Here is a 20,102-nt window from a genome sequence, read left to right on the forward strand (position 1 = left end):
CGCGTCACGGCGGCGGCGGGTCGTCGGCGAGCCTGGCGAAGATCAGCGTGTCGGTCCACTCGCCCTTGCACCACCAGTTCCGGCGCAAGTGGGCCTCCTGTCGCATGCCCACGCGCCTGGCCAGCCGGGCCGAAGCGGTGTTGCGCGCGTCCATTTGCGCGGCCACCCGGTGCAGTCCGTACACCTCGAACGCGGCGGACAGCACCGCACGCGCCGCTTCCGCCGCCAGGCCCCGGCCGCCGTAGTCGGGGTCGAGGGTCCAGCCGATCTCGGCCAGCCGGGGATGCTCGGTGGTCCACAGCCCGAGGTCCCCGATGACGACGCCGTCGTGCTCCAGCACCAGCGCGAGCGCTTTGGCGTCGGTGTCCAGGCCGGTCTTGGGGATGCGCTTGGCGACCTCCTGCTCGGCGTACTCCGCCGTCCAGGGCCCGACGAGCAGGTAGCGCGCGACGTCGGGCCGGGAGTGGAACCTGAGCAACTCCGCGGCGTCTTCCGGCCGATGCGGACGGAGCACGAGCCGGTCGGTTTTGAGCGGTAAGTCCAAAGAGTGCACCAACGTGCACCTTAGCGGTGTCGGAGCGAACACGTGCCGATGGCATGAACGGGCAGGCCGGCCGGCACGGCCTAGGCGCAGGTGAGCGCGGGAGTCATGCTGAAAAGTGGTCTAGACCACATCTCGTCTCGAGGTCCCTGCCGTATCGAGGAGGAATCATGACCAAACGCATCTCGACGATGCTCGCCGCCGTGGCCTTGACGCCGTTGGCCATGCTGGTGCTCCCCACCGCGTCGGCCAGTGCACACGGATACATCTCCAACCCGCCGAGCAGGCAAGCCCAGTGCGCGCAAGGCATCGTGCAATGCGGGCAGATCACCTGGGAGCCGCAGAGCGTCGAAGGGCCGAAGGGCCTGCGCAGCTGCAGTGGCGGCAATGCCAGGTTCGCGGAGCTGGACGACGACAACAAGGGGTGGGTGGCGACGCCGGTGTCGCGTTCGGTGTCGTTCACGTGGACGTTCACCGCGCCGCACCGGACGTCCAACTTCGAGTACTACATCGGTGACCGGAAGGTGGCCGATTTCGACGGCGGGGGACAGCAGCCGCCCAACGGGCTGACCCACACCATCGACCTGAGCGAGTACAGCGGCAAACAGAAACTGCTGGCCGTGTGGAACATCTACGACACGGCGAACGCGTTCTACGCGTGCATCGACCTGGACATCAGGTGATACGTGACCCAGATCACCGGGGCAGTCAACGGGCAGACTGTTCGCGCTGCTGACCAGCTGTGAACAGTCTGCCACTGCCTGTCCAGTGTGACCGGCAGCACTATGCCCCAATGGCGTTGACGTCCACTGGGGGAAGGAATGCCGACTCTACCGAAGGCGTAGCCGGCTCGGCACGACAGATCACCCACCCCGACGGCAGGGTCGACTTGGCCGACGTCGCGGTCGCCGACGTCCGCGCCAGCCGTTTCAGCAACGACGACCTGGAACCGGTTCCGGTCGCCAAGCGGTCCTGGACGACGTACAACTACTTCGCGTTGTGGATGGGGATGGCCCACAACATCCCCAGCTATCTGCTCGCCTCCGGGCTGATCGTGCTGGGCATGGACTGGATCCAGGCCCTGATGACGATCACCCTCGGCAACCTCGTCGTGCTCGTCCCGATGCTGCTGAACAGCCACGCGGGCACCAAGTACGGCATCCCGTTCCCGGTGTTCGCGCGGGCGTTCTACGGCGTGCGGGGCGCCAACCTCGCGGCCCTGCTGCGCGCCTTCATCGCCTGCGGTTGGTTCGGCATCCAGACCTGGGTCGGCGGCCACGCGATGTACGTCGTCGTGGGCACGCTGGCCGGCGACGGATGGCTCAACGCGCCGGTGATGGCCGGCCACCCCGTCACGCTGTGGATCTCGTTCGGGGTGTTCTGGCTGCTGCAGCTGCTGATCATCTGGCGGGGCATGGACGCCGTGCGTCGGTTCGAGAACTGGACGGCGCCGCTGGTCAGCGTCGCCTTCCTGATCATGATGAGCTACGTCCTGGTCAAGGCGGGCGGATTCGGGCCGATCCTCGAGCGCCCGTCGCAGCTGGGCTGGGGCGTGGAGTTCTGGACGGTGTTCGCCCCGTCGCTGATGGCGATGATCGCCTTCTGGGCGACGCTGTCGCTGAACATGCCGGACTTCACCCGCTTCGGCGGCAGCCAGGGCAAGCAGATGCGTGGGCAGATCCTCGGCCTGCCCACCACCATGACGTTCATCGCCGTCGTGGCGGTGCTGACCACCTCCGGCGGCGCGGTGCTGTACGGCGAGGAGATCTGGGATCCCGCCCTGCTCGCCTCCCGGTTCGACAGCCCGGTCGTGGTGATCGTGTCACTGGTGGCGCTGGTGCTGGCCACCATCTCGGCGAACATCGCGGCCAACGTGGTCAGCCCGTCGTACGACTTCTCGAACGCGTTCCCGCGCCGGATCAGCTTCGCCGTCGGCGGGCTGATCACCGGTGTGCTGGGCATCGTGGTGCAGCCGTGGCGGCTGCTGGCCAACGCCGACGTCTACATCAACGGCTGGCTGGTGTTCTACGGCGGGGTGCTCGGTGCCGTCGCCGGCGTGCTGATCAGCGGCTACTGGCTGCGCGCCCGCACCGAGCTGCAGCTGGCCGAGCTGTACCGGGAGAAGGGCAGGTACTGGTTCACAGGCGGGTGGAACTGGCAGGCCGTCGTCGCCACGGTCGTCGGCGGCGTGCTGGCGGTCGGTGGTGCCTACACCGCCCCCGGCAAGGAAGGTCCGTTCCCGGCGGACGGGCTGATCCCGTTCCTGAAAGGGTTCTACGACTACTCGTGGGTGGTCGGCCTGGTCGCCGCATCGATCGTCTACGTCCTGCTGACCGCGGGCACGGGCTCGATGCGGGTGGCCGGCGCCGCCCCGGCGGAAGGAGAAGCGCGTGCCTGACGTGGTGCGGGCCGCTCTGGTGCAACAGCGCTGGACCGGCGACAAGGAATCGATGATCGCGAACGCGGTCGACTACATCGCGCAGGCGGCATCGCAGGGTGCTCAGGTGGTGTGTCTGCAGGAACTGTTCTACGGCCCCTACTTCTGCCAGGTGCAGGACGCCGAGTTCTACTCCTACACCGAGCAGATCCCGGACGGGCCGACCACCAAGCTCATGCAGGAGGTCGCCGAGCGCCATGGGGTAGTGCTCGTCGTCCCGATGTACGAGGAGGAGCAGCCCGGGATCTACTACAACACCGCGGCGGTGATCGACGCCGACGGCACGTACCTGGGCAAGCACCGCAAGAACCACATCCCGCAGGTGAAAGGGTTCTGGGAGAAGTTCTACTTCCGGCCGGGCAACCTCGGCTACCCGGTGTTCGACACCGCGGTCGGCAAGATCGGCGTCTACATCTGCTACGAGCGGCACTTCCCGGAGGGGTGGCGGGCGCTCGGGCTCGGTGGCGCGCGGATCGTGTTCAACCCGTCGGCGACCAGCCGTGGCCTGTCGGAGTACCTGTGGCGGCTCGAACAGCCCGCGGCCGCGGTGGCCAACGAGTACTTCGTCGGCACCATCAACCGGGTCGGGGTCGAGCCGCTCGGCGACAACGACTTCTACGGCCAGTCCTACTTCGTCGACCCGCGGGGGGAGCTGGTAGGCGACGCGGCCTCGGACTCGGAGGACGAGGTGGTCGTGCGCGACCTGGACATGGGTCTGCTGGCCGAGGTGCGGAACCTGTGGCAGTTCTACCGCGACCGCAGGCCGGACACCTACGGCCCGTTGACCGAGGCGTGAAGGGGGGAGAGCCATGCGCACGCTGATCCGCGGCGGGACCGTGGTCAACGCCACCGGCCCGGTCGTCGCCGACGTGCTGATCACGGGGGAGACCATCGGCGCGGTCACCGAGCCGGGCCTGATCACGGTGGCCGACGAGGAAGTCGACGCCACCGGCAAGTACGTGATCCCGGGTGGCATCGACGCGCACACGCACATGGAGATGCCGTTCGGCGGGACCTACTCGTCGGACACGTTCGCCACCGGGACGACCGCGGCCGCGTGGGGTGGCACCACCACCATCATCGACTTCGCGGTGCAGAAGAAGGGCACGTCGCTGCTGGCGACGCTGGACGCCTGGCACGAGAAGGCCGACGGCCACTGTGCCGTCGACTACGGCTTCCACATGATCGTCGCCGACGTCGACGACCAGTCGTTGAAAGAGATGCAGTCGTGCATCGACCAGGGCGTGAACAGCTTCAAGATGTTCATGGCCTACCCGGGGGTGTTCTACGCCACCGACGGCGAGATCCTGCGGGCGATGCAGCGGGCCACCGAGACCGGCGCGCTGATCATGATGCACGCGGAGAACGGCATCGCGATCGACGAGCTGGTGGCCGAGGCGCTGGCCGCCGGCCACATCGACCCGGTCCAGCACGGGCTCACCCGGCCGCCGGAGCTGGAGGGAGAGGCGACGTCGCGGGCGATCCAGCTGGCGCGGGTCACCGGTGCACCGCTGTACATCGTGCACCTGTCGGCCCGGCATGCGCTGGAGGCGGTGGCCGAAGCCCGGGACACCGGGCAGAACGTGTTCGCCGAAACCTGCCCGCAGTACCTCTACCTGTCGTTGGACGACCTGGCCAAGCCGGACTTCGAGGGCGCCAAGTACGTGGCGTCCCCGCCGCTGCGGACCAAGGACCACCAGCAGGACCTGTGGCGCGGGCTGCGCACCAACGACCTGTCGGTCGTGTCCACCGACCACTGCCCGTTCTGTTTCAAGGATCAGAAGGAGCTGGGCAGGAGCGACTTCTCCAAGATCCCCAACGGCATGCCGGGGGTGGAGCACCGGATGGACCTGCTGCACCAGGGCGTGGTGGCCGGGGAGATCTCGCCGGCGCGCTGGGTGGAGATCGCCTCCACCACGCCGGCCAGGATGTTCGGTCTCTACCCGCGCAAGGGGGTCATCGCGCCCGGGGCGGATGCGGACGTGGTCGTCTACGACCCGAACGCCAAGCAGACGATCTCGGCCGCCACCCACCACATGAACGTCGACTACTCGGCCTACGAGGGCATGGAGATCACCGGCAAGGTCGACGTGGTGTTCTCGCGCGGCACCAAGGTGATCGCCGACGGTGCCTTCCACGGCAAGGAAGGGCACGGCAGGTTCCTCAGCCGCGAGCTGTCGCAGTACCTGCTGTAGGGGGCCGCGATGGACTTCGGAGTGGTGCTGCAGTGCGACCCGCCCGCGCGCGAGGTGGTGCGGCTGATGACCGAGGCCGAGCAGCGCGGCTTCGGCTACGGCTGGGTGTTCGACTCCACGGTGCTGTGGCAGGAGCCGTACGTGATCCTCTCGCAGGTGCTGGCGGCGACCGAGCGCATGGTCGTCGGTCCGATGGTGACCAACCCGGGCACCAGGGACTGGTCGGTGACCGCTTCGGTGTTCGCCACGCTCAACGACATGTACGGCAACCGCACGGTCTGCGGGATCGGCCGGGGCGACTCGGCGCACCGGGTCGTCGGCATGAAGCCGGCGACGCTGGCGCGGCTGCGGGAGGCGATGCGGGCGATCCGGGACCTGGCTTGCGGCCGGGAAGCCGTCCTGCACGACGACACGCGGGTGCGCATCCCGTGGGTGCGGGACGGCAAGCTGGAGGTCTGGATGGCCGGGTACGGCCCGAAGGCGCTCAAACTGTGCGGTGAGGAAGCCGACGGGTTCATCCTGCAGACCGCCGACCCGGCGATCGCCCGGTGGACCATCACCGCGGTGCGCCAGGCCGCCGAGCAGGCCGGCCGCGACCCGGACAGCATCACCATGTGCGTGGCTGCACCCGCCTACGTCGGCGACGACGTCGAACACCAGCGCGACCAGCTGCGTTGGTTCGGCGGGATGGTCGGCAACCACGTCGCCGACCTGGTCGCCCGCTACGGCGAATCGGGCCCGGTGCCGCGCGAGCTGACCGACTACATCAAGGGCAGGCAAGGCTACGACTACAGCCACCACGGCCGGGCGGGCAACCCGTCGGCGGACTTCGTGCCGGACGACATCGTCGACCGGTTCTGTCTGGTCGGGCCGGCCTCGGCACACGTCGAACGGCTCGCCGAACTGCGCGAGCTGGGTGTCGGCCAGTTCGCGCTGTACCTGATGCACGACGACAAGGACAAGACCTTGGCGTCCTACGGCGAGGAGATCATCCCCGCGTGCGGTGACCAGGTTCGCGGGTGTCGGTGCGGACCTGTCGCGGGCTGGGCCGTTCGCCGCGTGCGGTGACCAGGTGCCGGGTGCTACGGCCTGGCCTCGACGACCAGATTGAACGGCGTCTCCGCCGCTTTGCGCACCTGCGTGAAGCCGGCGTCGGTCAGCAGCGCGGTGAGCCTGCTGAGGCCTGCCTGGGCGCCGAGGGCGGTACGAGGGTGTTCGGTCATCGAGTGTGCGACGCAGATGACCGTCGATGCCCCGTAGTAGAGCCGTCCGACCGGGGTGAAGTTGTCCTCGACCTTGTCGTTGGCATACGGCTCGACCAGCATGAACGTGCCGTCCGGGCGAAGTGATTCCCGGATGTGCCGGGCGGCGCCGAGCGGATCGGGCATGTCGTGCAGCGCGTCGAAGACGGTGACCAGGTCGTAGTCGGTCCCGGGGAAGTCGGCCGCGGCGGACACCTCGAACGTCGCGGCGGAGCCCAGCCCGGCCTCCTCGGCCCGCTTGCGTGCCTGATCGATCGAGGCCGCGTGGTAGTCGAACCCGGTGACGTGCGAGTTCGGGTACGACGCTGCGAGCAACAGCGTCGACGAGCCGTGTCCGCAGCCCACGTCGGCCGCGCGCGCTCCGGCGCGCAGCTTGTCCTCGACCCCGTCCAATGCGGGAATCCACTCCGGGATCAGGTTCGCGGCGTAGCCCGGTCGGAAGAAGCGCTCGGTGCCCTCGAACAGTTCGGTGTCCTGCTCGTGCCAGCCGAATCCGGAATCGGACCGGATGGCCTCGGTGATCGGCTCGACGTTCTTGGTGACCGCGACCGGAATGTGGAACGCGGCCGCGATCTGCATGCCGTCCGGTGCGGCCAGGGCGAACGCCTGCTCCTCGGTCAGCGAGAAGTGCTCGGTCGCCGGGTCGTAGCTGACGTAGCCGCCGGCTGCCTGCGACTTCAGCCATTCCGCCGTGTACCGCTCGCTGATCCCGGCATGCTCGGCGACCTCGGCCGGTGTCGCAGGCATGACGGCCAGCAGCGCCCGGTAGAGCCCCAGCCGGTCGCCGATCACCGCGTTGACCGCTTGGAAGCTTCCGCCGAGATCGGTGACGAAGCTGCCCAGCAGCTCCTTCAGTTTGCTCTCGTCGACGGCCATGTCGGCCTCCTCGCCGTGGTTCGGGCCCCTGCCCGGACGTCGGGCGCGGACAAGGGCCGGTTACGGTGCTCGAACCCGCTGCTGGCCGGTTGGTCCGCAGGCCGTCGCGGCATGCTCCGGGCAGCCGACGTGAGGTCGCGCGTTCGGGGGTGCCGTTCCCGTCGTCCGATCGTCACCGTGCGGCTCGTAGACTCGGCTGGTGGCCGAGGACGAGACCTATCCCGATGACGAGCTCGCGGGCGACGACGTGCCCGTGGCGGGGCCGTTGCCGGACGACGACGACCGGGACCACGCCCCCGACGAGCCGGTAGTCGAGGACCCTGCCGAGCTGGAGCGGGACCGGCAGCGGCTGCTGGCCGTGGAGGCCGAACTCGACCAGCGCTGGCCGGAGACCAGGATCGCGCCGTCGCTGGACCGCATCGCCACACTGCTGAACCTGCTGGGGGAGCCGCACAAGTCGTATCCGGTGGTGCAGGTGGCGGGCACCAACGGCAAGGGTTCCACGGTGCGGATGATCGACACCCTGCTCAGCGCCATGGGCCTGCGGGTGGGCCGGTACACCAGCCCGCACCTGCAGATCGTCACCGAACGGATCGCGCTGGACGGCGAGCCGATCCGGCCGGGGCGCTACGTCGACGTGTACCAGGACCTCGCGCCGTTCGTGGCGATGGTGGACCGCGCGGCCGGGGAGAGCGGCCAGCGGATGACGAAGTTCGAGGTGCTCACCGGCATGGCCTACGCCGCCTTCGCCGACGCGCCGGTCGACGTGGCCGTGGTCGAGGCCGGCATGGGCGGCAGCTGGGACGCCACGTCGGTGGCCGATGCGCAGATCGCCGCCATCGCGCCGATCAGCCTGGACCACACCGACTACCTGGGTGAGGACCTGCGGTCCATCGCCGCGGAGAAGGCGGGGATCATCAAACCGGGTTCGATCGCGGTGATCGGCGAACAGCACCCGGAGGCCATGCGGGTGCTGCTGGAGCGCGCCGTGGAGGTCGACGCCACGGTGGCGCGCAGCGGCCAGGAGTTCGGGGTGCTCAAGCGCGAGATCGCCGTCGGCGGCCAGATGCTGACGCTGCAGGGGCTCGGCGGCGTGTACGACGAGATCATGCTGCCGCTGCACGGCGAGCACCAGGCGAAGAACGCCGCGCTGGCGCTGGCCACGGTCGAGGCGTTCCTGGGAGCGGGCAAGGACCGCTCGCTCGAGGTGGACACCGTGCGGGAAGCGTTCGCGGCGGTGCAGCTCCCGGCGCGCCTGGAGCGCGCGCGGTCGGCACCCACCGTGCTGCTGGACGCGGCGCACAATCCCGCCGGTGCGGCCGCTGTGGCCGAGGCGCTGGACGGCGAGTTCGCGTTCCGGAGGCTGGCGCTGGTGGTGTCGATCATGCGGGACAAGGACGCACGCGGCATCCTCGATGCGCTCGAGCCGGTGGTGCACGACGTGGTGGTGACCCGCAACTCGTCCCCGCGGGCCATGCCCGTCGGGCAGCTCGGCAAACTGGCCAGGGAGATCTTCGGCGAGGATCGCGTCGTGGCCGAGCCCGACTTCCCGACGGCGTTCGAGACCGCGGTGAGCCTGGTGGAGGAAGGCGCGACCGTCGAGCAGGAGCTGTCCGGCGGCGGGGTGCTGATCACCGGCTCGGTCGTCACCGCGGGCGACGCCCGCACCCTGCTCGGACTGGAGCCGGCATGAGCGAGGACGCCGTCCCGGAGCGGGAACAGGCCCCGAAGGACCCAATGAAGGGCTTCCGCGGGGTGATGTCCGGAACGCTGGTGATGGAGGCCATCACCCTCGGCCTTGCCCTGCCGGTCATCGACCGGCTGGGCGACGGGCTGACCAGCGTCACCGGCTGGCTGGTGGGCGGGCTGGCGGTGGTGCTGCTCGTGCTCTGCGCGTTCGTGCGGTCCCCGCGCATCACCGAAACCATCGTCGCGCTGCAGCTGGTGCTGGTCGTGTTCGTGGTGGTCGAGCCCCCGGTCGGCATCATCGGGATCGTCTTCCTGGTGGCGTGGCTGATCTTGTTCCGGTTGCGGGCCAAGGTGGCCGAGCAGATCGCCGGCGGCACGCTGCCCAGCACCCGGCAGGGGGAGTGACACCCGGTGCCGCACCCTGGTCCCGGCCTGCCTGCCGCCTGCTCGTAAGCTGCGCTCGACACAACGGCTGGCAGGAAAGGGACTTCTCACGTGACTGAGCGGACGCTGGTGCTGGTCAAGCCGGACGGTGTGAGCCGTGGCCTGGTGGGCGAGGTGATCAGCCGGATCGAGCGCAAGGGGCTGAAGCTGGCCGCGCTCGAGCTGCGCACGGTGCCGACCGAGCTGGCCGAGGAGCACTACGCCGAGCACAAGGACAAGCCGTTCTTCGGCGAGCTGCTGGAGTTCATCACCTCCGGCCCGGTGGTGGCCGCGGTGGTGGAAGGCGAGCGCGCGGTCGAGGCGTTCCGGCAGCTGGCCGGCGCCACCGACCCGGTCAGGGCGAACACCGGCAGCATCCGGGGCGACTTCGGCCTGCAGGTGCAGAACAACATCGTGCACGGGTCGGACTCTCCGGAGTCGGCCGAGCGCGAGATCAAGCTCTGGTTCCCGAACCTGGCCTGAACGGCCGGGGTGCGATCGGCCCGAGGTCGTCGGCCCGGGCCGGTCCCTCCGGCACGATCAGGGCATCCGGCTGGCCCGGTGGCGTCGTGCGCCCGGTGTGGCTGCGGCATGACGTCGCCGGGCCTTGCCGTGCTCGCCGCACGTCGTGGTGTCGCGACGCGCCGGGAAGTTCTCGTGGGGGCCGGGTTGGACGGAGTGATCGTGGCCGTGCCCGCTCCCGCCGGGTAGTGCTCGTGGGGCCTGGCCTGGCCTGCGCGTCTTCGTCCGGGGAGCCGTGCAGCGACGGGATCCGTACCCGTCGTGCGGTTCACCGGGAGGCCACCGGTTGGGTCTGCCTGGAGCTGGACCGCCCGCTCCACCGGGACTCCAGTCGGGATCAGGACGATCCGGATCACGCAAGGGACACGCTGCTTGGCTTCTGAACACACGCCCCCTCCTCGGGTCTTACGGGCCTCGGGGAGGGGGCCGTTCTGCACCTCAGGGGTAGTTGGAATCCCAGCCGATACACGTGGGAGACCGTGCACCGGCTGGGAAGTCACAAGGGGAAGTCAAGCACCGTGGCCCCGGCGCGCTCGAGTTCCATCTTGGGGCCGATCACCTCGTCGGACACGCTTGAGTCGATGGTGCTCACGCGCTCCCAATTGACCCGCGCAATGAAGTCTCCGATTTCGGCCAGGTGCTCGCCGTACCTACGCAGGATCGGCGAATCGGGCAGGTCGCCTTCGCGCAGGGCGCGAGTGATCATCAGCACCCCGCGCGCCAGGTCTACATTCGTCTGCGCCACTTCGGCCAGCAGCGTTCGATTGATGTCCATCGGTTCCCCTCGGGCCGCACACCGGACAGTCCGGCTGGTCGTGGTCGAGCGGGGGCCTGTGCCCCATGCACGTGAAGGTGACCGAGAAGGTGATCGCCCTCGTTCCCATGCGTTGCCTCCCGCGCCCCTCCGTGCAACCATTGCTACTTGCAGTGCAAGCGTTGCAACAACAATTTGTTGCAGCAACGCAACCTCAAGGGAGCACCCGATCGGAGTAGGAATGCCCCGGAAAGGACCCGGCACGAAGGCTCGCAACCTGGCAGCAGAGCTCCGAAAGCTGCGTGAATCGCGGGGCCTTCGGCTGTCCGACGTGGCCGAGGACATCGGCTGGGACAAGAGCAAGCTGTCGCGTACCGAGAACGGGCTGCGCAACTTCACTCTCGAGGAGGTCGTCCAGCTTCTCGGCTACTACAAGGTCAAGGGTGACCAGTACGCCCGCCTAGTGGCGGCCGCCCGCAGCATGAACGAACCCGGCTGGTGGGAGTTCGACCTGCAAGGGTTGTCGGAGGACTCACGGACGCTTGTGGCCTACGAGTCGTCGGCGGACGAGATCATCAGCTGGTCGCCGTTTCTGATCCCCGGCCTCCTGCAGACGCCCGACTACACGGGCGAGCTCTTGCGAGCGCATGGCGGCCTGACGTTCGAGCAACGCCAGGAGCGAGTGGCCGGCCGGCTCCGTAGGCAACAGGTGCTCAATCGGAAGGACGTCCGGTTCGTCGGCTTCATCGCCGAACTCTCGCTGCGGACTCCCGGCATCGAGCGACCGGTGATGCGGCGCCAGCTCGCCCACCTTCTGGAGATGCAGCGGCGGCCCAACGTGTCCGTTCGCGTGGTCCCCTGGGACGCTACTCCGCACCGGGCACTGTTGACGCCGTTCATCTTTCTCCGGAGTACGTCAGACGTGGTTCACGTCGAGTTGATCAGTTCGGGAGTCTTCCTCGACGATGAGGACGACACCCGGGTGTATGAGAAGATCATCACGGAACTTGACGCGACTTCTCTCAGCGAAGCAGAGTCCGTGCGGGTGATCGAGGCACAGGAAGGTGAGCGGACATGAAGGACTTCCAGCGGCGCATGGAGGAGCTGAGCGGTTGGCACAAGAGCTCCTACAGCGCTCACTCGGACAACTGCGTCGAGGTCGGCTACGGGCCGGGTATCGTCGGCGTGCGCGACACGAAGGACCGGGACGGTGGGACTCTCGTCTTCACCCGCGACGAGTGGACGGCCTTCATTCGCGGCGTCAAGGCCGGCGAGTTCGACAACGTGCTCTAAACCCGCGCTGACCAGGGCCCCTCCCGAGCCAACGGGAGGGGCTACTTCGTATTCAGGACCCAACTATTTCTACTGAACGGACGAGGCTGAGCAGCTGTGCGACCGGCTGGTGGTCATGGACGGCGGCCGCATCGTCGCCGAGGGCTCGTCGTCGGCGCTCATCGCCAGGTGCTCCAGCCGGGAGGTGCTCGAGCTGCGCTTCGCCCCTGGTGAGCAGGCCGGCCAGGAGCAGCAAGTCGAGGGGCTGGCCGACCGCATCTGATCGTCATCCCGCTGTTTCTGTTCTCGACGACGTTCTACCCGTTGTCGGTGTACCCGGAGCAGCTGCAGTGGGTGGTCCAGCTATCGCCCCTGTACCACGGAGTCGAGCTGCTTCGTCAGTGTGCGCACGGTGTTTTCGACGTCGGCATGCTCGGCAATTGCGCGGTCCTGATCGTCCTGGCCGTCGTCGGCGTGGCCGGCACCGTGCGGCGTATCGGTTCGATGCTGCTGCGCTGATTCGGTCGAGCTGGTGGCGATGGTCGCGGTGCCGTCGCGCGTGTCCGCGGCGGTGTCGTCGTCGGATTCCCTGCTGAAGGCTTGCACCGCGGCCAGCGCGTCCACCAGGCCGTGGCCGTAGAAGCTGTTGTAGCCCCGGTAACCGGTGCAGAAGGCGTCCTGATGGCCGTCACCGGTGCGGTCGTAATCGGCCGGGCACGCCGTCTGCCGCGCGGTCGACTGCAGGGCCTGCCGGATCTCCGCCGGGCCGGCATCCGGGTCCTGGGCGGCCAGAAGGGCGGCGACACCCGCCACGTGCGGCGCGGCCATGGACGTCCCGCAGGTGTCGGCGTAGCCGCCGGGAATCGTGGAGAGCACGCACTCGCCGTCGTCACCGCCGGGGGCGGTCAACGAGATCACCCCGAGCCCGTAGGAGCTGTACCCCGACTTGAGGCCCGACCGGTCGACCGCCGACACGGTCAGCACCGACGGGATGCTCGCGGGCAATGCCACACACTCGTCGCCGGTGCTGCCCGCGGGCGAGAGGTTGACGGCTTCGTTGGTGGCGGCCGCGATGTTCAGCGTGCCGGACTCGGTGGCGTAGTCGGCCGCGCGCGTGATCGCCTCCCGCACCACACCGAACTCGTCGTCGGACATGCACGACGTCGGCCCGGTGTCGACGAAGAAGCTGGAGTTGGTCACTCGCATCCGCTTCTTGCTCGCCCACATCAAGCCGCACACCGCGGCCTCCGGATCGACCCGCCCCGCGTCGTCGATCACTTTGATGGACGCGACCCGCACCTGGGGCGCCACGCCGACCACGCCGACTCCGTCGTCGGCGGCGGCGATGGTGCCCGCCACGTGCGTGCCGTGGACCGACGTGGACGGCCGCCACGCCGCGCGCGAGCGATCGGGCTTGCCGCCGAGGCATCCCACGGATCGCTCGGTGTCCACGGCGTGGGCGAGCTCGGGATGCCGGTCGTCGACGCCGGAGTCGAGCACCCCGACGATCACCTCGGCGCCGGGGCCCGCGGCCTCGCGTGCGGCCCGCGCGTTGATCATCTCCAGGCCCCATTGCTCATCGGACCTGTCCGCGGTGTCGGAGGCGTCGTGCCTGCTCTGCGGGGTGATGCTCGGCTTCGGTGCGCTGTCAGCGGCCGTTTCCGCGCGACGCGCCTGCGCGCTGTAGACCCGGGCCGGCCCCATCGCTTCGGCGAAGAGCGGATGCTCGGAGGTGGCGATGCCCACCGCGATCGCGTCGTAGTACACGACCAGCTTGCCGCAAGCCCGTTTGATCTCCCTGCCTGCTTGGCCACGGCCGGTGCCTTCGTCGAACAGCACGAGGTACCGCAACGAAGTGCCGGTACGGGAGCATCGCTGGCCGTGGGTGCCGTCCGGGTCCGCGCTTGCCGTCGCCACCGGCTCCGTCGTGGCCAACGTCAGCAGCAGCGCTGCCGCTCCGGCCGCGAACCAACGCCACGCGGGCAGACGGGGCCGCAACAGGGGCATAGCTGCGCACGGTAGCCAGTGTGTGCCGTCACGACAAGAGGCCACGGCGCGCCGGCGGCAACTTCGCCCTTGCGGGCCTTCTGGGCCGTGGTGTGGGATACTGGCCGTGACCCTGGTGTCGGGCGCCACCCGTTTCGGGTGTCGACGCCGAGGTCAGGCGGTCAGTCGGACGAGCCCCGCTGCCCAGGCCGGCTCGCGCCGCGGCCAGCGGCCCGCGAAGGTCCAGGTGTGCTGTCTTACAGATCGGGCGAGGGCGCTCGGGCAGGCCGCCGGGTAAGGACACCCGCCATCGACAGCGCGCCGGGGCATGTCGACGTCGTTGATGGTGTGACACAGGATTCCCGCCAGGGCGCGAGCTTTGGCGGCTGACAACAGAAGGGGCCCCTGCGCGGCCGCGTCGGGACATCGAGCACATGTCGTGACGCGCCCGGGGGCGGAGGAGATTTATGTCGAATGCGGAAACACCCGCCGAGCAGACCGGCGGGAATACCGCCACACCCGCTCGAGCTCCGTTGTCGTCGATCCCGCCGCGGATCAGAGTGCATGCGCTTGCCAAGCTGCTGGGCACGACCAGCAGGGAGTTGCTGGACAAGCTCTCCGCGGAGGGGTTCGACGCCCGTAGTCCGCAGTCGACCGTGTCGCGCGGTGTCGCGCTGCGGTTGGCGGAAAGCTACGGGGTCGCCGACAGCGGCACGGACGACGCCGGTGAGCGGGTAGGCGGTAATGGCGAAGAAGCAAGCAAGCAACGGAGTGAGTCCGGCGCACCGGCACCGAAGGCGGAGGAGCCGGGCCGTGCCGGTGCACAGGCGCCGGCCGTAGCGGCGGCCGGGCAGGAGCCGACGGTGCCGCCAGCGGTACCGGGAGCGTCGGGGCAGTTGTTCTCTGCCCCGCAGGTGGCGCAGCCGGAGCCGGCGCCCCAGCCCGCGTTCAGCGCCCCGCCGCCGGCGGCGTCGCCGCAGCCGTTGTTCGCGCCTCCGGCGCCGGTGTTCGTGCAGCCGGACGAGGCCGAGCCGATCCCGGTGAGCAAGACCGTCGAGGAGGACGCCGAGCCCGCCGGGGAGCCGCCCCGGGAGGACGAGGGCCGCGGCGACGAGGAGCAAGGCACGCGGCGCAGGCGCCGGCGCGGACGGCGTGGCCGCGGCCGCGGCAAAGGTGGCGAGTCGAGCGCCGAGTCGTCCGAGCAGGAGCAGGCGGCTGCCGAAGCCGGCGTGCCGGATGGCAAGCCGGAGCCGGACGGGCAGGGCGAGGCCGGCGCGGAGCCCGCGCCCGAGGACGGCGGCAAGGACAAGGCAGGTGACAAGGCGGCCGATGGCGGTGCGGCGTCGAACGGTGGTGACGACGCCGAAGCCGAGCGTGCCGACGAGACCACGGCAGCGGACAAGGGGGAAGCTGCCGAGGCCAACGGCACCGAGGTCGAAGGCAGCACGCGCCGTCGGCGCAGGCGGCGCCGCCGGCGCAGCGCGGACAACGGGGAAGCCGCCGGAAGCGCCGACTCCACCGCCGACGAGCAGGCGACCCGCTCGGACGACGACCAGGTGCGCAGCGTGCGCGGGTCGACCCGGCTGGAGGCCAAGCGGCAACGCAGGCGGGACGGCCGGGAAGCGGGCCGCCGCCGAGCACCGATCCTGTCCGAGGCCGAGTTCCTGGCCCGGCGCGAATCGGTCGAGCGCACCATGGTGGTGCGCGAGCGGGTCGGCAACGGCGAGCGCACCACGCAGATCGGCGTGCTGGAGGACGGCGTGCTCGTCGAGCACTTCGTCACCTCCTCCGGTCAGGGTTCCATCGTCGGCAACGTGTACCTGGGCCGGGTGCAGAACGTGCTGCCGTCGATGGAGGCGGCGTTCGTCGACATCGGCCGGGGCCGCAACGCGGTGCTGTACGCGGGCGAGGTCGACTGGGACGCGGCCGGCCTGGAGGGCAAGTCGCGCAAGATCGAGCAGGCGCTCTCACCCGGCGACCAGGTGCTGGTCCAGGTCACCAAGGACCCGGTCGGGCACAAGGGCGCGCGGCTGACCACGCAGATCTCGCTGCCCGGGCGGTACCTGGTGTACGTGCCGGGTGGCGGCACCACGGGCATCAGCCGCAAGCTGCCGGAGAACGAGCGCCGCAGGCTCAAGGAGATCCTCAAGCGCATCGTCCCGGACGACGCCGGGGTGATCATCCGCACCGCGTCGGAAGGCATCAGCGAGGAGGAGCTGGCCCGCGACATCAACCGGTTGCGGGCGCAGTGGGAGACCATCTGCGAGAAGGCGGGCCGGACGCCCAGCGGCGGCAAGAAGGCCAAGAAGAACGCCCCGGCGCTGCTGTACGAGGAGCCGGATCTGCTGGTGAAGGTCGTGCGTGACCTGTTCACCGAGGACTTCAGCAAGATGATCATCCAGGGCTCGGTGGCCTGGGAGACCATCAACTCCTACGTGCAGAACGTGGCCCCGGACCTGGCCGACCGGCTGGAGCGCTACACGGGCAACGGCGACGTCTTCCACGACTACCGGATCGACGAGCAGATCGCCAAGGCGCTGGATCGCAAGGTGTGGCTGCCGTCCGGCGGGTACCTGGTCATCGACCGCACCGAGGCGATGACCGTCATCGACGTCAACACCGGCAAGTTCACCGGCTCCGGCGGCAACCTGGAGGAGACGGTCACCCGCAACAACCTGGAGTCCGCCGAGGAGATCGTGCGGCAGCTGCGGTTGCGGGACATCGGCGGCATCATCGTCATCGACTTCATCGACATGGTGCTGGAGTCGAACCGGGAGCTGGTGCTGCGCAGGCTGACCGAGTGCCTGGCCCGCGACCGCACCCGCCACCAGGTCGCCGAGGTGACGTCGCTCGGCCTGGTGCAGATGACCAGGAAGAAGATCGGCACCGGCCTGCTCGAGGCGTACTCCACGCCGTGCGAGCACTGCAAGGGCCGCGGTGTCATCGTGGGCACCGAGCCACGCCTTCCGCAGTCCGGCTCGGACGGCAACGGCAAGGGCCGCAAGCGCGGCAAGCAGGACAACGCGGTCGTGCCCGAGCCCACCCCGCAGCAGCGGGAGAGCGTGGTCAGCGCCGTGGCCGCGATCGCGTCGGCCACCGCCAAGCCGAAGCAGTCCGGTTCCGTCGAGGCGTCCGGCTCCGGCAAGTCCGAGGCGGCGGGCTCACGCCAGGAGAAGGACGCGAAGCCCGCGCGTGCCAAGGCGGGGCCCAGTGCGGGCGCGGCGGAGCGCGGCAAAGGCAAGTCCGACCCGCTCGAGCGCGGCGAGGATCGCTCGGCGAAGGCCGGCGAGGGTGTGTCCGGTTCCCCGGCCAGGGACAAGGTCGGGCCGGAGCGCGACGGCGGCAAGGGTGCGGCCACGGACGACGTCGGGAAGGCCGAAAGCGACGTCGCGGCGGTTCCGTCCGGTGCGCGGTCGCGCGAGGACGCGTCGGCTCCGCAGCAGCCTGCAGACGAGAAGCCCGCGCCGAAGGCTGCCGAGCAGCCGGCGCAGCCCATCGCCGGGCAGACGGAAGCCGCCTCGAGCAACGCGGCTGTCGAACGCCGTGAGCCGGAGCCCGCGCCCGAGCAGAACGCCAAGCCGGTGACGGCGCTGCAGACGCCTGCGGTCCGGCAGGCGAGCAGGCCGGTGCGCGTCTCGCGGCCTGCCGGGCCTCCGGAGTCCCGGCCGGACCCGGTCGAGACGGTGCAGACCGCGCCTGCGGGGTCACCGAGCGCCTCCGAGGTGCTCACGCCGGTGGCCAGGCAGGCCCCGCGGCGGGCGAAGGGCGCGGCTTCCCGGCCGGCAGGACCACCTCCGGCGACCACCACCTGACCCCCGGTGCGCGGCCGTCGAGCAGGACCACGTACGCTATACAGCGGCCCGCAGGTAGTGCGGGTTGCCTGCGATGACGGCCGCGCCCGGCGCGGTTGAGCATGCAAGTCCCAGTCACCATCGAGCAGCAGGAGCATCCGTGTCGGCGTACGCGATCGTCAAGACCGGCGGCAAGCAGTACAAGGTCGCCGTGGGTGACGTGGTCGAGGTTGAGAAGCTCGAGGGCGAGCCGGGCGACGAGTTGAGCTTTCCCGCGGTGCTCTACGTCGACGGAGACAAGGTCACCACGGATGCCGACAAGCTCGCCAAGATCGCCGTCACCGGCAAGGTGATCGAGCAGATCAAGGGCCCCAAGATCCGCATCCACAAGTTCAAGAACAAGACCCGGTACCACAAGCGGCAGGGTCACCGCCAGCGGCTGACCCGGGTGCAGGTCACCGGCATCAAGGCGTAAGGAGTTCACCAGGCATGGCACACAAGAAGGGCGCATCCAGCTCCCGCAACGGTCGTGACTCCATCGCCAAGCGCCTTGGGGTCAAGCGTTTCGGTGGCCAGTTCGTCAACGCCGGCGAGATCCTTGTCCGGCAGCGCGGGACCAAGTTCCACCCCGGCCTCAATGTGGGCCGTGGCGGCGACGACACGCTGTTCGCGCTGGTCGCCGGGTCCGTGCAGTTCGGCGAGAAGCGCGGCCGCAAGACGGTCAGTGTCATCCCGGCGGAGAGCTGACCGCTCACCGCAAGCCACCGACAAGGGGGCGGGAACCGGATCAGCTTCCGGAGCCCGCCCCCTTTCGACGTTCGACAACTGGAGTGTGCGATGTCCCGATTCGTCGACCGCGCGGTGATTCACGTCGCCGCTGGCAACGGCGGGAACGGCTGCGCGTCGATCCATCGGGAGAAGTTCAAGCCGCTGGGCGGCCCGGACGGCGGCAACGGCGGCCACGGCGGTGACGTGGTGCTGGTGGTCGATCCCGGCGTGCACACGCTGCTGGATTTCCACTTCCGGCCGCACGCCAAGGCGGGAAACGGCAAGCCGGGGCAGGGTTCCCACAAGGCCGGGGCGGCCGGGGAGACCCTCGAGCTGAAGGTCCCGGACGGCACGGTCGTGCTGACCGAGGACGGTGAGGTGTTGGCGGACCTGGTCGGAGCGGGCACCAGGTTCGTGGCGGCGCGCGGCGGCCGAGGCGGCCTGGGCAACGCCGCGCTGGCCTCCCGGGCCCGCAAGGCCCCCGGGTTCGCGTTGCTCGGTGAGCCGGGCGAAGCGCGCACGCTGGTGTTGGAGCTGCGCTCGGTGGCCGACGTCGGGCTGGTGGGTTTCCCGTCGGCGGGCAAGTCCTCGCTGATCGCGGCCATGTCCGCGGCCCGGCCGAAGATCGCCGACTACCCGTTCACCACGCTGACGCCGAACCTCGGCGTGGTCACCGCAGGCGACACCGATTTCACCATGGCCGACGTGCCGGGGCTGATTCCCGGCGCGAGCCAGGGCAAGGGACTGGGCCTGGACTTCCTGCGGCACATCGAGCGGTGCGCGGTGCTGGTGCACGTGGTGGACTGCGCCACGCTGGAGCCCGGCCGGGATCCGCTGTCCGACATCGACGCGCTGGAGGAGGAACTGGCCCGGTACACCCCCCGGCTGGGCGGTGATCTGGCCGAGCGGCCGCGGGTGGTGGCGCTGAACAAGATCGACGTGCCGGACGCCGCGGAGCTGGCCGAGCTGGTTCGGCCGGACATCGAGGCGCGGGGCTGGCCGGTGTTCGAGGTGTCCGCGGCGAGCCGCAAGGGCCTGCGCGAGCTGAGTTTCGCGCTCGCCAGGGTGGTCGAGGAACACCGCGCCAAGGCGCCTGCGCCGCAGCCGAAGCGCATCGTGCTGCGACCCAAGCCGGTGGACGACAGCGGCTTCACGGTCAGCCGGGACCCGGAGAACCCGGACGCTTTCGTCGTGCGCGGCGAGAAGCCCGAGCGCTGGGTGCGGCAGACCGACTTCACCAACGACGAGGCGATCGGGTACCTGGCCGACCGGCTTGCCCGGCTCGGGGTGGAGGAGGAGCTGGCCAAGGCGGGTGCCGTCCCCGGTAGCACGGTGACCATCGGCTCGATGACATTCGACTGGGAACCGTCCACTCCCGCCGGTGCCGTCACCCACCTCGCCGGCCGCGGCACCGACCCGAGGCTGGACCGTTCCACCCGGGTCAGTGCCGCCGAACGCAAGGAGGCTCGCCGGCTGCGCCGCCAGGGCACCGGCGACGACGAAGCTTCCGCCGGTGCTGCCGCCGGCGACGCGGACGACGATGACTCCGTTTCCGACGGTGGAGCGAGGACGTGACGTCGACATCT

18 protein-coding genes and 1 pseudogene are annotated in these 20,102 nt (G+C 69.7%); 15 read left to right on the plus strand and 4 right to left on the minus strand.

Going from position 1 to position 20,102, the window contains the following annotated elements; all coding sequences use genetic code 11:
• Positions 1 to 4 precede the first annotated feature (4 nt).
• Complete coding sequence (locus tag YWY_RS19950) at positions 5 to 553, minus strand: GNAT family N-acetyltransferase (protein ID WP_051309682.1); 549 nt, start codon at positions 551 to 553, stop codon at positions 5 to 7.
• A 158-nt stretch (positions 554 to 711) separates the two neighbouring features.
• On the opposite strand from YWY_RS19950, the gene YWY_RS0102695 reads away from it, so the two are divergent.
• The 5 genes from YWY_RS0102695 (at position 712) to YWY_RS19960 (ending at position 6,241) form a co-directional block, all read left to right on the plus strand.
• Positions 712 to 1,224 (plus strand): lytic polysaccharide monooxygenase auxiliary activity family 9 protein, encoded by a 513-nt coding sequence (locus YWY_RS0102695; protein ID WP_028846352.1) that lies wholly within the window; start codon positions 712 to 714, stop codon positions 1,222 to 1,224.
• 110 nt (positions 1,225 to 1,334) lie between these two features.
• A complete protein-coding gene (locus YWY_RS19955) occupies positions 1,335 to 2,939 on the plus strand; it encodes an NCS1 family nucleobase:cation symporter-1 (RefSeq protein ID WP_051309581.1) in 1,605 nt (534 codons plus the stop codon).
• Positions 2,932 to 3,774 (plus strand): nitrilase-related carbon-nitrogen hydrolase, encoded by an 843-nt coding sequence (locus YWY_RS0102705; RefSeq protein WP_028846353.1) that lies wholly within the window; start codon positions 2,932 to 2,934, stop codon positions 3,772 to 3,774. The genes YWY_RS19955 and YWY_RS0102705 overlap by 8 nt, the downstream gene beginning before the upstream one ends.
• Before the next feature lie 13 nt (positions 3,775 to 3,787).
• On the plus strand, positions 3,788 to 5,173 hold the full coding sequence (gene hydA / locus YWY_RS0102710) for a dihydropyrimidinase (protein WP_028846354.1): 1,386 nt from the start codon (positions 3,788 to 3,790) through the stop codon (positions 5,171 to 5,173).
• A gap of 9 nt (positions 5,174 to 5,182) precedes the next feature.
• Positions 5,183 to 6,241: a TIGR03842 family LLM class F420-dependent oxidoreductase gene (locus YWY_RS19960; RefSeq protein WP_084608855.1), complete on the plus strand. Its 1,059-nt coding sequence runs from the start codon at positions 5,183 to 5,185 to the stop codon at positions 6,239 to 6,241.
• 14 nt (positions 6,242 to 6,255) lie between these two features.
• Here YWY_RS19960 and YWY_RS0102720 read toward each other — a convergent pair whose 3' ends face one another.
• Positions 6,256 to 7,311 (minus strand): class I SAM-dependent methyltransferase, encoded by a 1,056-nt coding sequence (locus YWY_RS0102720; RefSeq protein ID WP_028846355.1) that lies wholly within the window; start codon positions 7,309 to 7,311, stop codon positions 6,256 to 6,258.
• Positions 7,312 to 7,507: 196 nt separating this feature from the next.
• Here YWY_RS0102720 and folC point away from each other — a divergent pair, with 196 nt between their 5' ends.
• The 3 genes from folC to ndk all read left to right on the plus strand — a co-directional run bounded on the left by folC (position 7,508) and on the right by ndk (position 9,906).
• Positions 7,508 to 9,004, plus strand: coding sequence for a bifunctional tetrahydrofolate synthase/dihydrofolate synthase (gene folC, locus YWY_RS0102725; RefSeq protein ID WP_028846356.1), 1,497 nt, complete (start codon positions 7,508 to 7,510; stop codon positions 9,002 to 9,004).
• A complete protein-coding gene (locus YWY_RS0102730; protein ID WP_028846357.1) occupies positions 9,001 to 9,405 on the plus strand; it encodes a DUF4233 domain-containing protein in 405 nt (134 codons plus the stop codon). The genes folC and YWY_RS0102730 overlap by 4 nt, the downstream gene beginning before the upstream one ends.
• A 90-nt stretch (positions 9,406 to 9,495) precedes the next feature.
• Entirely contained in the window at positions 9,496 to 9,906 is a 411-nt protein-coding gene (gene ndk / locus YWY_RS0102735; RefSeq protein ID WP_028846358.1) for a nucleoside-diphosphate kinase, read from the plus strand.
• Positions 9,907 to 10,441: 535 nt separating this feature from the next.
• On the opposite strand, the gene YWY_RS24265 is transcribed toward ndk, so the two are convergent.
• On the minus strand, positions 10,442 to 10,720 hold the full coding sequence (locus YWY_RS24265; RefSeq protein ID WP_028846359.1) for a hypothetical protein: 279 nt from the start codon (positions 10,718 to 10,720) through the stop codon (positions 10,442 to 10,444).
• A 220-nt stretch (positions 10,721 to 10,940) separates the two neighbouring features.
• Here YWY_RS24265 and YWY_RS23545 point away from each other — a divergent pair, with 220 nt between their 5' ends.
• From YWY_RS23545 to YWY_RS23550, 3 genes and pseudogenes are all read left to right on the plus strand, one after another.
• A complete protein-coding gene (locus tag YWY_RS23545) occupies positions 10,941 to 11,777 on the plus strand; it encodes a helix-turn-helix domain-containing protein (protein WP_038044340.1) in 837 nt (278 codons plus the stop codon).
• A complete protein-coding gene (locus YWY_RS0102750; protein WP_028846360.1) occupies positions 11,774 to 11,992 on the plus strand; it encodes a DUF397 domain-containing protein in 219 nt (72 codons plus the stop codon). Before YWY_RS23545 ends, YWY_RS0102750 begins: the two co-directional genes overlap by 4 nt.
• Before the next feature lie 79 nt (positions 11,993 to 12,071).
• Positions 12,072 to 12,251, plus strand: a pseudogene (locus YWY_RS23550) (ABC transporter ATP-binding protein); the annotation flags it as partial.
• An 83-nt stretch (positions 12,252 to 12,334) separates the two neighbouring features.
• On the opposite strand, the gene YWY_RS19970 reads toward YWY_RS23550, so the two are convergent.
• Positions 12,335 to 13,978 carry a S8 family peptidase gene (locus YWY_RS19970; RefSeq protein WP_245566531.1) on the minus strand — a complete coding sequence of 548 codons (1,644 nt, stop codon included), beginning with the start codon at positions 13,976 to 13,978 and terminating at the stop codon, positions 12,335 to 12,337.
• Between the two features lie 446 nt (positions 13,979 to 14,424).
• Here YWY_RS19970 and YWY_RS0102765 point away from each other — a divergent pair, with 446 nt between their 5' ends.
• The 4 genes from YWY_RS0102765 (at position 14,425) to obgE (ending at position 20,091) form a co-directional block, all read left to right on the plus strand.
• On the plus strand, positions 14,425 to 17,769 hold the full coding sequence (locus YWY_RS0102765; protein ID WP_028846361.1) for a translation initiation factor IF-2 N-terminal domain-containing protein: 3,345 nt from the start codon (positions 14,425 to 14,427) through the stop codon (positions 17,767 to 17,769).
• Positions 17,770 to 17,908: 139 nt separating this feature from the next.
• Positions 17,909 to 18,223, plus strand: a complete 315-nt coding sequence (rplU, locus tag YWY_RS0102770) for a 50S ribosomal protein L21 (RefSeq protein WP_028846362.1) — start codon at positions 17,909 to 17,911, stop codon at positions 18,221 to 18,223.
• A 14-nt stretch (positions 18,224 to 18,237) separates the two neighbouring features.
• A complete protein-coding gene (gene rpmA, locus YWY_RS0102775) occupies positions 18,238 to 18,495 on the plus strand; it encodes a 50S ribosomal protein L27 (protein WP_028846363.1) in 258 nt (85 codons plus the stop codon).
• 90 nt (positions 18,496 to 18,585) lie between these two features.
• On the plus strand, positions 18,586 to 20,091 hold the full coding sequence (gene obgE, locus YWY_RS0102780; protein ID WP_051309583.1) for a GTPase ObgE: 1,506 nt from the start codon (positions 18,586 to 18,588) through the stop codon (positions 20,089 to 20,091).
• The last annotated feature ends 11 nt before the right edge of the window (positions 20,092 to 20,102 follow it).

The organism is Thermocrispum agreste DSM 44070 (assembly GCF_000427905.1).
GTDB lineage: Bacteria > Actinomycetota > Actinomycetes > Mycobacteriales > Pseudonocardiaceae > Thermocrispum > Thermocrispum agreste.

Excerpts from the sequence above, each read along its gene's own strand:
- YWY_RS19960 (WP_084608855.1), top strand. The coding sequence starts at position 5,183 with ATGGACTTCGGAGTGGTGCTGCAGTGCGACCCGCCCGCGCGCGAGGTG.
- YWY_RS19970 (WP_245566531.1), bottom strand. The coding sequence starts at position 13,978 with ATGCCCCTGTTGCGGCCCCGTCTGCCCGCGTGGCGTTGGTTCGCGGCC.
- obgE (WP_051309583.1), top strand. The coding sequence starts at position 18,586 with ATGTCCCGATTCGTCGACCGCGCGGTGATTCACGTCGCCGCTGGCAAC.
- YWY_RS0102695 (WP_028846352.1), top strand. The coding sequence starts at position 712 with ATGACCAAACGCATCTCGACGATGCTCGCCGCCGTGGCCTTGACGCCG.
- YWY_RS19955 (WP_051309581.1), top strand. The coding sequence starts at position 1,335 with ATGGCGTTGACGTCCACTGGGGGAAGGAATGCCGACTCTACCGAAGGC.
- YWY_RS0102765 (WP_028846361.1), top strand. The coding sequence starts at position 14,425 with ATGTCGAATGCGGAAACACCCGCCGAGCAGACCGGCGGGAATACCGCC.
- rpmA (WP_028846363.1), top strand. The coding sequence starts at position 18,238 with ATGGCACACAAGAAGGGCGCATCCAGCTCCCGCAACGGTCGTGACTCC.
- YWY_RS0102730 (WP_028846357.1), top strand. The coding sequence starts at position 9,001 with ATGAGCGAGGACGCCGTCCCGGAGCGGGAACAGGCCCCGAAGGACCCA.
- YWY_RS0102750 (WP_028846360.1), top strand. The coding sequence starts at position 11,774 with ATGAAGGACTTCCAGCGGCGCATGGAGGAGCTGAGCGGTTGGCACAAG.
- hydA (WP_028846354.1), top strand. The coding sequence starts at position 3,788 with ATGCGCACGCTGATCCGCGGCGGGACCGTGGTCAACGCCACCGGCCCG.
- YWY_RS0102720 (WP_028846355.1), bottom strand. The coding sequence starts at position 7,311 with ATGGCCGTCGACGAGAGCAAACTGAAGGAGCTGCTGGGCAGCTTCGTC.
- YWY_RS24265 (WP_028846359.1), bottom strand. The coding sequence starts at position 10,720 with ATGGACATCAATCGAACGCTGCTGGCCGAAGTGGCGCAGACGAATGTA.
- YWY_RS23545 (WP_038044340.1), top strand. The coding sequence starts at position 10,941 with ATGCCCCGGAAAGGACCCGGCACGAAGGCTCGCAACCTGGCAGCAGAG.